This is a genomic window from Streptosporangium sp. H13245, from assembly GCF_055690525.1.
Map to the genome: position 1 here is coordinate 48,932 of NZ_JBSZKT010000018.1, position 13,770 is coordinate 62,701.

The window sequence follows — 13,770 nt, forward strand, 5'->3', positions numbered from 1 at the left end:
AACTGTGCAACGCGACTTTTCGTATGCGCTTTAATTGCCGGAACCTCGGTGATTCAACTCAGGGTCAATGGGGAACAGATATCGTGCGTCCAGGGTTCCCGGCGCCCGTCGGGGCAGGGGTCGGCACTGCAGGAGTGGTCGGTGGCTCGTCGCACAAAAAGAATCACCGATGTCACCACGGTGATTCTGGTGGTTTTCGGAATTCTGATCGGACTTCCGGTGCGAATGGTCGAAGAATATCTGCCGGACACGGTTGTCGCGCACAGGATCGAATGGGTTGTTGTTTTCGGATTAACCGCCGTCCTTGTCGTCCTGCTGACCTGGCTGACGCCGAAACTGATGCGGTCGCGTGCGCGCGGAGGGCTCTTCCTGGTGCCCGACAGGCAGGCGGGGTGGGTCAGGAGGACCGAGCTGGACGACGTGGTCTCCACCCTGACGATGAGAGGCTCGGGCACGGTCGGCCTGACCACCGGTCTCGCCGGGGCGGGCGGGTTCGGCAAGACCTCCCTGGCCGTGGAGGCGTGTCACAGCGACGAGGTGCGGAAACGGTTCGGCGGCGGCGTCATCTGGGTCACCGTGGGCCGCGACCGCGCCGGTGCCGACATCGCGGCGCTCGCCAACGACGTCACGGAGGCCGTGCTGGGCGTCCGGCCGGAGTTCTCCAGCCCCGAGCAGGCCGGTCACCGGATGGCCGAGGCCCTGGCGGAGCGGGGCCACGTGCTGCTCGTCGTCGACGACGTGTGGAGCCTCAAGCAGCTGAGGCCCTTCCTGTCCGCGGCCGTGAGGTCCCGGGTGCTGGTGACGACCCGGCTGCCCAGGGCACTGCCCCCGAAGGCGATCGCGATGATCGTCGACGAGATGGCGCCGAGGGTGGCCGTCCAGGTGCTGAGCCGGGGGCTGCCGCCGATGAACCCCGGCGTCGTCAGCGACCTGGTGGGGCTGACGGGGAGGTGGCCGCTGCTGCTGTCCCTCGTCAACGCGCGGCTGCGCGACGAGCACGGCGCGGGGACGAACGCCGACGTCGCCGCCCGCCGGGCGGTCGAGCGGCTCGGCCGGACCGTCCCCGCCGTCCTGGACGTCACCGTCGCCCCCCAGCGGGAGACCGCGGTGCTCGCCACCGTGGAACACGGCCTCGAAGCCCTCGGCGCGTTCGACCGCGCCCGCTTCCTGGAGCTGGGCGTCTTCCCCGAGGACGTCGAGATACCGGCCGCCGTCGTCGAGCTGCTCTGGCGCGGCACCGCGGGCCTCACGTCCAAGCAGACCGAACGGCTCTGCGGACGGCTTCAGGACCTCGCGCTGATCGGCAGGCGCCACGCGGAGGGGGCGGCGCCGTCGATCACGATCCACGACGTCGTCCGTTCCGCCGTCCGCTCGGAGGACGGCCTGGGAAGGGAGCGCGCCGAGGCCGCCAACCGCGACCTCCTCGACGAGGCCAGGAGCCTGATACCCGACGACGACCTCACGGCGGACGCCGAATGGTGGCGGCTGCCCCAGACCGTGCCCTACCTCTGGGACCACCTGCTGTTCCATCTCTCCGAGGCGAGGAGATACCGGGAGCTCGAATCGCTCCTGCACGACGTGCGGTGGTTCGTCACCCGCGTACGCGCGTTCGGGGTGGCCGCGGCGGAGTCGGATCTGGCGCTGTCGACCTCCCGTTCCGTCGCCGGGGTCCGGCGGCTGATCGCCCGCAGCGCCCACCTGCTCACCCCCTTCGAGTCCGACGCCGTCTCCACGGCGAACCTGCTGGCCCGCCTCTACGCGTTCCCGCCGATGCGGGCGTCGGTCGAGCGCTACAGCCAGGAGAACGAGACCGTCTTCCTGAGAGCCCGTTGGCCGCTGCCCGACGACGGCGCCACCTGCCTCCTGCGGACCCTGACCTCGGCGACGAGACGGCTCGACGGGGTGTCGGTCACCCCGGACGGATCGCGGTTCGTCGTGCACGCCCGCGACGGCGGCGCGCAGGTCTGGAAGGTCGACGGCACCACCCGGACGACGCTGGCCACCCACGGCAGGCCGGTGCACGAGGTCGTCGTCGCGCCGGACGGCTCGTGGCTGGTGACGCGTTCCGGGAGCAGGCGCGTGCAGATCTGGGGGATCGGCGGCACCGAGCGGGCCGTCCTGCGGAACGGGATCGGCAAACTCGCCGGGATGGCGGTCGCACCGGACGGCTCGTGGCTGGCCACCTTCTCCACGAGCGGAAGGGCCTGCCTCTGGAATCCGGACGGGAGCAGGCGCGCCGTCCTGCGGAGAGGGATGGGAAAGTTCGCCGGGATGGTGGCCGCGCCCGACGGCTCGTGGCTGGCCACCCTCTCCGCGACGGGCGGGGTCGGCCTGTGGAGCCCCGGCGGGAGGAGACACCTGATCCTCCGGAGCCAGGTCAGGGTGAGAACCAAGCCGCGGCGGCTGAAGGACGTCCTGAGGATGCGCGGCTGGAGCCAGGAGGACGAGAAGGTCGTCGGCAGGAGCAGGCCGATCGGCAAGGTTTCCAAGATCGCCGTCTCCCCAGACGCCTCCTGGCTGGCGACCCTGTCCGGAGACGGGAGCGTGCGCCTGTGGGGGGCCGACGGCGTCGAGCGGGCCGTCCTGACGGGGCACACCGGGACGGGGGCGGGCATGCGGATCTCTCCCGACGGCTCGTGGCTCGCCACCTGGGCGCCCACCGGTCCCGTACGCCTGTGGGAGGCCGACGGCAGGCAGCGGGCCGTCCTGACGGGGGACACGGGGGCGGTGCGTCAGGTGGTGATCGCTCCGGATGGCAGTTGGCTGGCGACGCTTTCCGGTGATCGGAGTGTGCGGTTGTGGGAGGCCGACGGTGGTGAGCGGGCCGCGCTGACGGGGCACGCGGGGATGGTCCGTCAGGTGGTGATCGCCCCGGACGGGAGCTGGCTGGCGACGCTTTCCGGTGATCGGAGTGTGCGGTTGTGGGAGGCCGACGGTGGTGAGCGGGCCGCGCTGACGGGGCACGCGGGGACGATTCGTCAGGTGGTGATCGCCCCCGACAGCGGCTGGCTCGCCGCCTGCTCCGACGAGGGCACGATCCGGATCTGGCAGTCGGAGCGCGCCGCCCGGCAGGGCCGCAGGGGCCGGACCGGGACGGTCCGCCGGGTGACGATCTCCCCCGAGGGAAGCTGGATCGCCACCCACTCCGGTGACGGGTCGGTGAAACTCTGGAACGAGGACAGGATCGAGGGGGCGACCCTCACCGTTCCCCTGGAGAACGGTCACCGTGGCGCGGTCTCACCGGACAAGACGTGGCTCGCCGTCTGGTCCGGCGACCACGTCGTCCGGATACGCGGAGCCGGTGGCCGCAGGCGGGCCATCCCGACCGGACACGCGGGACGCCTGCGGGGAGTGGCGATCGCTCCCGACAGCACCTGGCTGGCCACCTGGTCGGCCGACCGGTCCGTACGGCTGTGGGGCGCGGGAGGCAGCAGGAGGGCGGTGCTCGCCGGTCACACCGGGCCGGTGCGCGAGGTGGTGATCGCTCCCGACAGCAGCTGGCTGGCCACCTGCTCGGAGGACGGCACCGCCCGCGTGTGGTGGGCCAACGGCACCGAGCGCGCCGTCCTGGTCGCGAACATCAGGGCGACGGCCCACCTTCTCATCTCCCCGGACGGCGGCTGGCTCGCCACCATGTCCATCTACGGGAAGATCCAGCTCTGGAAGCCGGACGGGCACCGGTACGCCGCCCTGAGGAGCAGGGTGGAGGCCATCGGTGAGATCACCGTGGCGCCGAACGGCAGGTGGTTCGCCATCTTCTCCGCCAACGGCACGGCCGGTCTGTGGGGGGCCGACGGGAAGGCGCGGGCCTCGCTCAAGGGGTGCCAGGGACCGGCCAGGGGAGTGGTGATCGCTCCCGACGGCACCTGGCTGGCCGCCTGCTTCGACGACGGTAGTGCTCGCGTCTGGTCGGCGGGCGGCACGGAACGGGCGAAGCTGTCCGGCGGCGAGGGAAGGATCCGCGGCGTGGCCATCTCCCCGGACAGCAACCTGCTCGCCACGTGCTCCGACGACGGCGCCATCCGGGTGTGGGACAGGTACGGCGACCCGTTCGCCGCCGGAGCCCGGGTCGAGGCGGGCCTCAACTGCCTGGCCTGGTTCCCCAGCGGTCTCGCCATCGCCGCCGGTGGCGACCAGGGCCTGTACGGGTTCGACCTCTACCCCCCGCCCGGACAGCCGGAACAGGGGCGATCAGGGGGTCATCGATAGTCCTCCGGGACGACGCCGTCGCTCTGGCGCTGGGTCGCGCTGTAGTAGCCGCCCCAGTCCGGCCGGGAGCCGTCGGCGTCGGTGAAGCCGTACTCCTTGACGAGCTGCCAGGTCGACAGCGACCGCCCGCTCCAGCGGTCCACCTTGGGGTCGGCGGCGAGCGCGGCCACCGCGCGGCCGAGGTAGACGGGTGTCTCCGACATCGCGAAGTAGGGGTCCTGCGCGATGCCGTCGCGCCAGGTGGCCTCGGTGACGCCGAAGTGGTCGAGCATCGCCTCCGACCGCAGGAACCCGGGCGTGATCGCGAGGGCGGTGACGCCGTACGGCCGCAGGTCACCCGCCTGCGCCCGCGCCATCCGGATGAGGGAGGCCTTGGCCAGGTCGTAGAAGAAGGTGCCCCGGTAGTCCTGCTCGTCGGTGCCGTCGGTGACCTCCACGACCAGGCCCCGGCGGCGGGTCACCATCAGCGGCAGCGCGTGCCAGCTGGTGATGATGTGCGTGTGCACCGCCTGCCGCTGCAGGTGCAGGCCGCCGTCGAGCGGCTGCTCCCACAGCGGCTTGTCCCATACCGTCAGCGGGTCGCCGCCCCAGACGTTGTTGACCAGGATGTCGAGCCTGCCGTCCTGCTCGCGGTCGATCCGCGCCACCAGCTCGCGGACCTGGTCGGTGTCCAGGTGGTCGGTGGGGACGGCGATGCCGTGACCACCGGCGACGGTCACCAGGTCGGCGGTCTCCTCTATGGTCTCGGGACGGTTCATCGGCGATCTCGCCGCAGCCGTGCTGCGGCCGGTGACGTAGACGGTCGCCCCGGCCACGCCGAGCTGGACGGCTACTCCCCGGCCCCCGCCTCGGGTGGCTCCGCTCACGAGGGCGACCTGCCCCGCCAGTGGCCTGTCCGTCACCGGTTCGCCTGTCGCCGGTTGATTTGTCATCGGTCCTCCTTGTCGTGCCGGTACGGGGAGAGCAGCGTGCTCAGGTCGCGGCGGAGTGCCGCCGCCAGCGGCTCCGACCTGGTCATCGCCCAGGTGAGCTGGGTGCCGTTGCGGATGGAGTCGACGGCGGCGGCGAGCGCGTCCACGTCGGCGCCCGCCACCAGGTGCCCGCTCGCCACGGCCGACCGCAGGTAGGCGGCGAGCTCGGCGCGGACCGCCGCGTCGTGCTCGCCCAGGAGCTCGCGGAACTCGGGGTCGGCCAGCTCCAGGTGAAGGAACGCCAGGTGGTTGGCGAACTCCTCCGGCTCGACGTCGGGCCCGGCGCCGCGCACCACCGCCCGGATCAGCCCCTCCACCGGATCGGCGGCGGACTCGAACGCGGTCCGCATCGGCTGGGCGAACGCCTTCTCCGCCAGGTTCCACCGGACGAACCCGAGCAGCAGGTCACGCTTGCTGCCGTACCGCCCGACGAGCACGCCCGTCGAGACCCCGGCCTCCCCGGCGACGTCGGCCAGTGTCAGCCGTCCCGGCCCCACCCGTCCGACCGCCGAGGCGAGCGCGACCATGATGCGCTCCTCGCTGATCGTGCGCGGTCGTCCGGCCATGACCTCACCCCATTAGATAATGAACAGTCATTATTTATAGCACGCGTCCCAGGGCCCGCCGGATGCCTGGACCTCGGTGTTTCCCAGCCACCTCGGTATGCCGGTTCCGGCGATCCGCCCGCTGCTCCGAGCTGCTCGGTGGCCGCCGTAGAGTGGGCCGGTCCGCTGGGCACTTGTCGCGAATGAGGAGAAAATCATGGATGAGAAGTTGACGCTGATGGCCGTGCACGCGCACCCCGACGACGAGGTGCTCGGGACCGGCGGGATCCTCGCCCGGTACGCGGACGAGGGCATCCGTACCGTCCTGGTCACCTGCACGAACGGTGAGCAGGGCGACGGCCCCGGCGGGGTGAAGCCGGGGGAGCCCGGCCACGACGAGGCGGCGGTGAGCGCGCTGCGGCTGGAGGAGCTCCGCGAGTCGGCGACCCACCTGGGGATCTCCCACGTGGAGCTGCTCGGCTACCAGGACTCGGGCATGGTCGGCTGGGCCGCGAACGAGGCGCCCGGGTCCTTCGCCAACGCGCCTTTCGAGCAGGCCGTCGGCAAACTGGTCGAGCTGATGGAACGCTATCGCCCGCAGGTCGTCGTCACCTACGACGAGAACGGCGGCTACGGCCACCTCGACCACATCCAGGCCCACCGGATCGCCCTCGCGGCGGCCGAGGCCAGTGGCATTCCCCGCAAGTTCTACTACACGGCCGTGCCCCGCGAGCGGATGGCCGAGCTGTTCGAGTTTCTCCGCTCGACCGGCGCCGCTCCCGAGGACCTTGAGCTTCCCGACGACTTCGGCGTACCCGAGGAGCGGCTCACCACCATCGTCGACGTGTCCTCCCAGGTGGAGCGCAAGCGCAAGGCGCTGGAGGCGCACGCGAGCCAGGGCGAGAACATCTTCCTGCTGCGCATGCCCGCCGAGGCCCAGCACCAGGCGTTCGCGCACGAGGCGTTCATCCGCCACATCAACCACGTCCCCGCCGCCGACCGCGAGGACGATCTTTTCGACGGTCTCCGCTAAGGCTCGGCGGTTTCCGCCAAAACCCGACGGTTTTCGTTAAGGAGAGGTGCCCCGGAAAGACGGCCCGTCGTGAGGTTTCTGTGCGGGGACGGCTCGCGGGGTCGTCGTGGGATACGGTGTCATACCGAAGTCCGGAAAAACCTGGTTAACCGCTTCTTATCACCTTTACGATCTTTTCTCTGGTATGCAACTCTGCAAACCCGGGGGAGTAAACGGTATGCGTGATCGACGGCTCCTCGCGCTGATCATCTCGGCGGCCGCGATCCTCGCCTTCGGCGTGTACGGGGTGGTGGCCGCCCCGGGCGCCGTCGTGGCCTCGCCCTCGCCGCGGCCCTCCTCGTCCGGTGACCCCGACGACCCGGACATCAGGGCGAACGCGGTGCGGGCGGGGGAGGCGCCCACCCCGGCGTCCGTCTCACCGCCACCGAACCTGGTCACGCTGACCCCGGCCACGCCGAACCCGCAGAGCGGTCCCGAGACGACCGCGGCGAACTACCTCACCGCCTGGCAGGGCGGAGACCTCGCCACCATGACGGGCATGGTCGTCGACCCCCCGGCCGACTTCGGCGTCCGGCACCGCGGCTTCGACGCCGACCTGCGGGTCTCCTCGCTCTCCCTCACCCCCGGCGACCTGCGCCACCAGGGCGAGGACGCGGCCGAGATGCCGTTCAGGGGAGTACGGCAGGTCACGGGGCTGGGCGACTGGCCGTTCGACTCCGTCCTGCGCCTGGAACTGCGGTTCGGGGTGTGGAAGGTGCGCTGGTCCCCCGAGACGATGCACCCCTCGCTCAAGGACGGCGGCAACGTACGGCTGAGGGAGACCGAGGTCCGGAGCCCGGCCACGCTGACCCGCGAGGGGTTGCCGTTCCCCCGCGACAGCAGGGCGGGCGACTACTTCGCCGGGCTGGGTGACACGGTGATCGACCTGAGACTGGAGGAGGAGCCCTCCGGCCAGGTGCTGCTGGACTCGCCGCCCCCGCCGACCTCGGGGGCGAGGACCACGATCTCCCAGCCCGTGCAGGCCGCCGCGGCCCGCGCCCTGGACGGCGTCGGGCAGCCCGCCGCGATCGTCGCCGTGGATGTCCAGACGGCCCAGGTGCGCGCGGTGGCGGACACGCTGGGCGGCAAGCAGGCGTTCAGCGGCCTCTACCCGCCCGGCTCGACGTTCAAGGTCGTGACCGCCGCCGCGCTGCTCCGCGGCGGCCTGACCCCGGACTCACCGGTCGCCTGCCCCGCCGGTTACACCATCCCGAACGGCAGGAGCTTCAGCGACTCCGACGGCGTCGACCACGGCAGCGTGCCCCTCACCACCGCCTTCGCGCTCTCCTGCAACACCACCTTCGCCCAGCAGACGTACGAGCGGCTGCGCGACGACCGGCTGCGCGCCGAGGCGGCCGACCGGTTCGGCTTCCGGGAGAAGCCGGGACTGAGCTCCTGCCGGATCCAGCCGTACGGGAGCCCGGACGAGCTGGGCTCCGACGCCATCGGCCAGAACTCGGTGCAGGCCAGCCCGCTCTGCATGGCCGAGGTCGCCGCCGCGGTCGCGAGCGGCGTGTGGAAGCCCGCGATCACGACCGACGAGCCTCCCGCGGACTCGCCGCCGCCCGTACCGCTGGACGAGGGGGTGGCGGCGAGCCTGCGGACGATGATGGGCGCCGTGGTCACCCAGGGAACGGCCTCCCAGGCCGGGCTCCCGCCGGACACCGCGGGCAAGACCGGCACCGCCGAGGTCGAGGGCGGCGGGGACCACGCCTGGTTCATCGGCTACCGGGGCTCCCTGGCGTTCGCGGTGTTCGTCCGGCACGGCGGCGCCGGGGGCAAGGTCGCGGCGCCGATCGCCGCGAGGTTCCTGAACGCCCTCTGACGGCTTCCGGGAACCTCGCCGTATCGCGGGATGGGCCGTGCGCCCCGTCGTCCGTGTCGCCTCGATCGCGCGTCACGTCCCCGGCGGACTCAGCCGTCGGAGATGACCGCGCGCTACGGCTCAGGCGTCCGGGGAGGGCTCCTCGGCGAGGGGTTTCGCGTCGGGGGTGGTCCGCAGGTCCTTCAGCACCTCCTCCAGCTGGGCGAACTCGTCCGGGCTGAGCGGCCCGTACCGGAGCGCGCCCGCGTTCTCCTCGACCTGCGCGACGGTACGGCACCCGGGGATCGGGATCGTCGTCTCGCTGCGCGTCCACAGCCAGGCGAGGGCGCCCTGGGCGAGCGTACGGCCGCCGGAGGTGAGCAGCTCGCGCGCGGCCTCGATGCGGGGGAACCACTCCGGCACGGCGGCGCCGTCCCGCCCGAAGTAGATCTGCCAGTCGAAGCCCTGGCTGCGCACGTCGTCGCGGCCCACCGTACGGCCGTCGTTGTACTTGCCGCTGAGCAGGCCCATCGCCAGCGGCCCCCGGTTGACGCTCGCCTGGCCGGTCGCCTCGCACACCGCGATCACGTCGGCCGCGTCCCGCAGCACCGAGATGTCGTGCTGGATGGCGGTGCAGTGCGGGCCCGCGATCGCGAACGCCCTGGCGTGCTCGGCGTTGTCGGTGCTCCAGCCGTACGACCGGATCCGTCCGTCGGCCACCAGGTCCTCAAGTGTGTCGATCAGGTCGAGCGCCTCGGTAACCGGCAGCTCGTTGATGTGGAGCTGGTAGAGGTCGATGTAGTCGGTGCCGAGCCGCCGTAGCGATCCCTCAAGGCAGTCGCGCAGGTAGGCGGCGCTGCTGTCCGAGCCCCCGGCCTCGCGTGTCCGCTCGTCGAAGGTCCATCCCCACTTGCTGGCCACGACGACCTCCTCGCGGCGCCCGGCCAGCGCCCGGCCCAGTACCGACTCGCTGTGCCCGGCCCCGTAGTTGCTCGCGGTGTCGAAGAAGGTCACCCCGAGGTCGAGGGCCCGGTGGACGGTGCGGATCGACTCGTCGTCGTCCACCGGGCCCCAGCCGAACTGGTCGTCGCCGCCCTTCCACGGGCCGCCGATCGCCCAGCACCCCATGCCGAGCGCGCTGGTCTCGATACCGCTGCGACCGATGATCCGCCTCATAGTCCGCTCTCCAAGCTCGTCGGGATTCACGGCTCCCACTGTTCCCGCTGGAGTGGACTCCAGGTCAACCCCGTACCGGCAACAGGAGGGCGCGAAGGGGTCCGGGGGCGGGCCGTGACCGATGTCGCGCGGGCGGGGGAACCGGCTACCGTACACAGGGTGTACGTGAAGATCTGCGGGCTGCGCGAGCCCGGCCATGTGACGGCCGCCGTCGAGGCGGGAGCCGACGCCATCGGGTTCGTCCTCACCAGGAGCTCGCGGCGGGTCACCCCCGCGCGGGCGCGGGAGCTGGCCTCGGCGGTGCCCCCGCACGTGCTGACCGTGGGGGTGTTCGCCGGAGAGTCCTCCGACGAGGTCAGGGCGGTCACGCTGGAGGCGGGGCTGCGCGCCGTCCAGCTGCACGGCGACCACCCGCACGAGGACTTCACCGCGCTGAAGGACCTCGGTGTCACGCTGGTCCGCGCCGGGGCCGCGAGCACCGACCTGCGCTGCGGCGCCTTCGACGAGGACCTGCTCATCGTCGACGCGCCCAGGCCGGGCTCGGGGGAGCCGTGGGACTGGGCGGCCGTACGCGGGCGCCCGGCGGGCCGCTGGATGCTGGCCGGAGGGCTGGACCCGTCGAACGTGGCCGAGGCGATCGCCGCCGCCCGGCCGTGGGGGGTCGACGTGTCGAGCGGTGTGGAGGTCGCGCCCGGGGTGAAGGACTCCGGCCTCATCGGGGACTTCGTCACCGCCGCCCGTAACGCCTGAGCGGGGCGAACCGGCGCGGTTCAGCGGCTCCCGGATAGCTGAGGGTAGAGCGCGGTGAGATCGCCGGAGAGCGCGGCCCTGGCGCCCCTGCTGGTCCCGTCGGCGAGGACCTCGTACAGCCCGGCCTCCACACCGTCGAGGGCGGTGCGGGCGACGACCGCGGGATCGCTCTTGGGCGCGTCGACGTGCGCGGCCATGTCGGTGTCCATGTACCCGACGTGCAGGGCGGTGACCAGCGTCCTCTGCTCGGCGAGCTGCAGGCGCAGCGCGTTGGTCAGCGACCAGGCCGCCGACTTGGCCGCGGAGTAGGCCGCGGCGCCGGGGAAGGCGACCCAGGACAGCGCGGACAGGACGTTGAGGACGGCTCCGCCGCCGTTGCGGGCAAGGACGGGGGCGAAGGCCCTGCTCATGGCGAGCGTGCCGAAGTAGTGGGTCTCCATCTCAAGCCGGAAGGCGTCGACGTCCCCGTCGGGGAGCCCGGCCCCGGTGGAGCTTCCGGCGTTGTTGACCAGCAGGGTGACGTCCCGCGCCAGATCGGCCGCCGCGCGTACGGCCGCCGGGTCGGTGACGTCCAGCGCGATGGGCACCACGCCGGGAGTGGTGATCGCGCCGGGGTTGCGCGCGGCGGCGTAGACCTTCGACGCGCCGCCTTCGAGCAGCGCCTGGACGAACCGCTCGCCGAGCCCGCGATTGGCGCCGGTGACGAGGGCCACAGAACCGTTGATCCGCATGATGTTCCTTACGTGGTCGGTGGCGAGGACGCCGCGAGACGGTTTCCCCGTCACGGGTCGCCGGGGTCTGGGTTGTTATTTCAAACCTAGCACTCTGAGTTGGAAAACCCAACCTCGCATAGGATGGAACCATGCGTACGAAGACAGACCGCGACCTCGAACCGCGCTGCTCCATCGCCCGGAGCCTGCAGGTGCTGGGTGAGCGGTGGACGCTGCTGATCGTCCGGGACGCCCACCTCGGCCTGACCCGGTTCGCCGACTTCCGCGATTCCCTGGGGATCGCCTCCGACCTGCTCACCAGTCGGCTGAACACGCTGGTCGAGGCGGGCGTCATGGAGCGTCGCCCCTATCGCGAGCCAGGGGCCAGGGCCCGTCACAGCTACCACCTGACCCCGGCCGGAGAGGAGTTGACGACGGTGCTCGCCTCGCTCCAGCAGTGGGGTGACGCCAACCGGCCCCACGAGGCCGGGCCCTCGGTGCTGCGCCGCAGCCGGTCCTCCGGGCGCCCGCTGCGCGTCGCGTTCGTCGACGACGCCGGTACGCCCATTCCCCGGGAGGACGTCGCCTTCGTCGTCGCCGACACCTGAACCCATCGACGCCTGAGCCTTGCTGCCACCTGAGCCCGCTGGAGCCTGGGTCTGCTGGAGCCTGAGCCCGTCGACATCTGGGTCCGCCGATATCTGAGCCGCCGCTGAGGGGGGTCGTTGCCAAAGTCGTCAATCATGTTTACTATATAGACAACCTCATTGACGACATCGCCGTGACGCGCGACCGTCGAGCCCGCGTTCCGAGGGCTCCGAGGGCTCCCAGAACTCAGAGAGAAGGCCCCGTGTCCATCGACGTCCATGCCCTTTTCGTCACCCACACCGCGGAGAGCGCTCCGCCCGAGGCCCGCCCCACCGTCGAGGGCGTGGAGCGGAAGTTCGGCTACGTCCCCTCGGCGGTCGGCCGGATGGCCACCTCCCCGCAACTGCTCAAGGGGTTCCTGGCGGCCAGTGCCACCTTCGAGCAGAGCAGCCTCGACCCGGTCGACCGCGAGATCGTCGTCATGACGGTCGCCACCCGCAACGGCTGCCACGTCTGCGTGGCGATGCACACCGCCACGCTGGTCAGGCTGGAGGCCCCGTCCGAGGTCGTCGAGGCGCTCCGGGCGCGGAAGCCCCTCCCTGACGTGCGCGCGGAGGCGCTCCGGTCGTTCACCCTCGCCGTCATGGACCATCGCGGCGCGGTCGGCGACGAGGAGACGCGGGCGTTCCTCGAAGCGGGCTACAGCGTACGGAACGCCCTCGACGTCGTCCTCGGCGTCGGCGCGTACACGATCTCGACCTTCGCCAACCGGCTGATCGACGCCCCCCTCGACCCGCCGTTCCACGCCTTCGCCTGGGACGGTGACGACAGCTAGGCCCCGATCGTCGCCGGACACCCCCGTGAAGGAGTGAGGCGGCCCCGTTCCAGGAGGTGGGAGGCCGGTTTCGTCCCGGTACGCGTCGACGCTGACCGGGGACACGGGCGCGTTGCCGGGAAAACCGTCGTCCGGGCCCGTTCCCCAAAAAATGATCACCGCGTGTTCCACACCGGCGGGCGCGGGAACGAACACCTGATCAGCTGGACGACATATCACCAGGTCGTGAAGGGCTCGCCCGCACCGGCGGGCGGCTCCACGCCGGGTTCCAAGGACGTGACGCATGCACATCGATCTCACCGGCAAGACGGCGCTGGTCACCGGATCCACTCAGGGCATCGGGGCGGCCATCGCCACCGGCCTCGCGCGGGCGGGCGCGACGGTGGCCGTCAACGGCCGTAATCCCGACAAGGTCCAGGCCGCCGGAGACGCGCTGCGCGCGGAGGTCCCCGGCGCTCAGGTCGTCCCGCTCGCCGCCGACCTCGCCACCCAGGAGGGCGCGGACCGCGCCGTGGACCTCCTGCCGGAGGTCGACATCCTGGTCAACAACCTCGGGATCTTCGAGGCGAAGGACGCCCTGGAGGTCACCGACGACGAGTGGCGCCGCTACTTCGAGGTGAACGTCCTGTCGGCGGTCCGCCTCACCCGCGCCTACCTGCCGGGGATGGTGGCGCGCTCCTGGGGCCGCGTCCAGTACATCGCCAGTGACTCCGCGATCGTCACCCCCATCGAGATGATCCAGTACGGCATGTCCAAGACCGCGCTCCTGGCCGTCTCGCGCGGCTTCGCCAAGAAGGCCGCGGGCAGCGGCGTCACCGTGAACTCCGTCATCGCCGGGCCCACCCACACCGGCGGTGTGGAGGAGTTCGTCTACGAGCTCGTCGACCGGAACCTGCCCTGGGAGGAGGCCCAGCGCGCCTTCATGCGGGAGCACCGCCCGCAGTCGCTCCTGCAACGGCTGATCGAACCTGAGGAGATCGCCAACATGGTCGTCTACCTCAGCTCACCGCAGGCCTCCGCCACCACGGGGGGCGCCCTGCGCGTCGACGGGGGATACGTCGACGCCATCGTCCCCTGAGGCGCCGTTTTTTCCTGAGGCGCCGCCGTTTC

Annotated in this window: 11 protein-coding genes; 7 read left to right on the forward strand and 4 right to left on the reverse strand. The window is 71.5% G+C overall.

The features are described from left to right. Positions 1–225: 225 nt before the first annotated feature. A complete protein-coding gene (locus ACW9TB_RS23865) occupies positions 226–4,209 on the forward strand; it encodes an NB-ARC domain-containing protein (protein WP_472750277.1) in 3,984 nt (1,327 codons plus the stop codon). On the opposite strand, the gene ACW9TB_RS23870 is transcribed toward ACW9TB_RS23865, so the two are convergent. Together ACW9TB_RS23870 and ACW9TB_RS23875 are read right to left on the reverse strand one after the other, a co-directional pair. Continuing rightward, positions 4,200–5,141 (reverse strand): SDR family oxidoreductase, encoded by a 942-nt coding sequence (locus ACW9TB_RS23870; protein WP_472750278.1) that lies wholly within the window; start codon positions 5,139–5,141, stop codon positions 4,200–4,202. The two genes, ACW9TB_RS23865 and ACW9TB_RS23870, sit on opposite strands and share 10 nt — an antisense overlap. After that, positions 5,138–5,746, reverse strand: a complete 609-nt coding sequence (locus ACW9TB_RS23875; protein WP_472750279.1) for a TetR/AcrR family transcriptional regulator — start codon at positions 5,744–5,746, stop codon at positions 5,138–5,140. The genes ACW9TB_RS23870 and ACW9TB_RS23875 overlap by 4 nt, the downstream gene beginning before the upstream one ends. Before the next feature lie 196 nt (positions 5,747–5,942). Here ACW9TB_RS23875 and ACW9TB_RS23880 point away from each other — a divergent pair, with 196 nt between their 5' ends. Continuing rightward, positions 5,943–6,758, forward strand: a complete 816-nt coding sequence (locus ACW9TB_RS23880; protein WP_472750280.1) for a PIG-L family deacetylase — start codon at positions 5,943–5,945, stop codon at positions 6,756–6,758. Between the two features lie 217 nt (positions 6,759–6,975). Next, positions 6,976–8,622 (forward strand): penicillin-binding transpeptidase domain-containing protein, encoded by a 1,647-nt coding sequence (locus tag ACW9TB_RS23885; RefSeq protein ID WP_472750281.1) that lies wholly within the window; start codon positions 6,976–6,978, stop codon positions 8,620–8,622. A gap of 120 nt (positions 8,623–8,742) precedes the next feature. Here ACW9TB_RS23885 and ACW9TB_RS23890 read toward each other — a convergent pair whose 3' ends face one another. Further along, positions 8,743–9,777, reverse strand: a complete 1,035-nt coding sequence (locus ACW9TB_RS23890; RefSeq protein ID WP_472750282.1) for an aldo/keto reductase — start codon at positions 9,775–9,777, stop codon at positions 8,743–8,745. A 159-nt stretch (positions 9,778–9,936) separates the two neighbouring features. Here ACW9TB_RS23890 and ACW9TB_RS23895 point away from each other — a divergent pair, with 159 nt between their 5' ends. Beyond that, positions 9,937–10,527, forward strand: a complete 591-nt coding sequence (locus ACW9TB_RS23895) for a phosphoribosylanthranilate isomerase (RefSeq protein WP_472750283.1) — start codon at positions 9,937–9,939, stop codon at positions 10,525–10,527. 20 nt (positions 10,528–10,547) lie between these two features. Here ACW9TB_RS23895 and ACW9TB_RS23900 read toward each other — a convergent pair whose 3' ends face one another. Then, positions 10,548–11,258, reverse strand: coding sequence for an SDR family oxidoreductase (locus ACW9TB_RS23900; protein ID WP_472750284.1), 711 nt, complete (start codon positions 11,256–11,258; stop codon positions 10,548–10,550). 131 nt (positions 11,259–11,389) lie between these two features. On the opposite strand from ACW9TB_RS23900, the gene ACW9TB_RS23905 reads away from it, so the two are divergent. The 3 genes from ACW9TB_RS23905 to ACW9TB_RS23915 all read left to right on the forward strand — a co-directional run bounded on the left by ACW9TB_RS23905 (position 11,390) and on the right by ACW9TB_RS23915 (position 13,738). Next, positions 11,390–11,845, forward strand: a complete 456-nt coding sequence (locus tag ACW9TB_RS23905; protein ID WP_472750285.1) for a winged helix-turn-helix transcriptional regulator — start codon at positions 11,390–11,392, stop codon at positions 11,843–11,845. Between the two features lie 242 nt (positions 11,846–12,087). Next, positions 12,088–12,660 (forward strand): carboxymuconolactone decarboxylase family protein, encoded by a 573-nt coding sequence (locus ACW9TB_RS23910; RefSeq protein WP_472750286.1) that lies wholly within the window; start codon positions 12,088–12,090, stop codon positions 12,658–12,660. A 283-nt stretch (positions 12,661–12,943) separates the two neighbouring features. Beyond that, a complete protein-coding gene (locus ACW9TB_RS23915; protein ID WP_472750287.1) occupies positions 12,944–13,738 on the forward strand; it encodes an SDR family NAD(P)-dependent oxidoreductase in 795 nt (264 codons plus the stop codon). Positions 13,739–13,770: the final 32 nt, after the last annotated feature.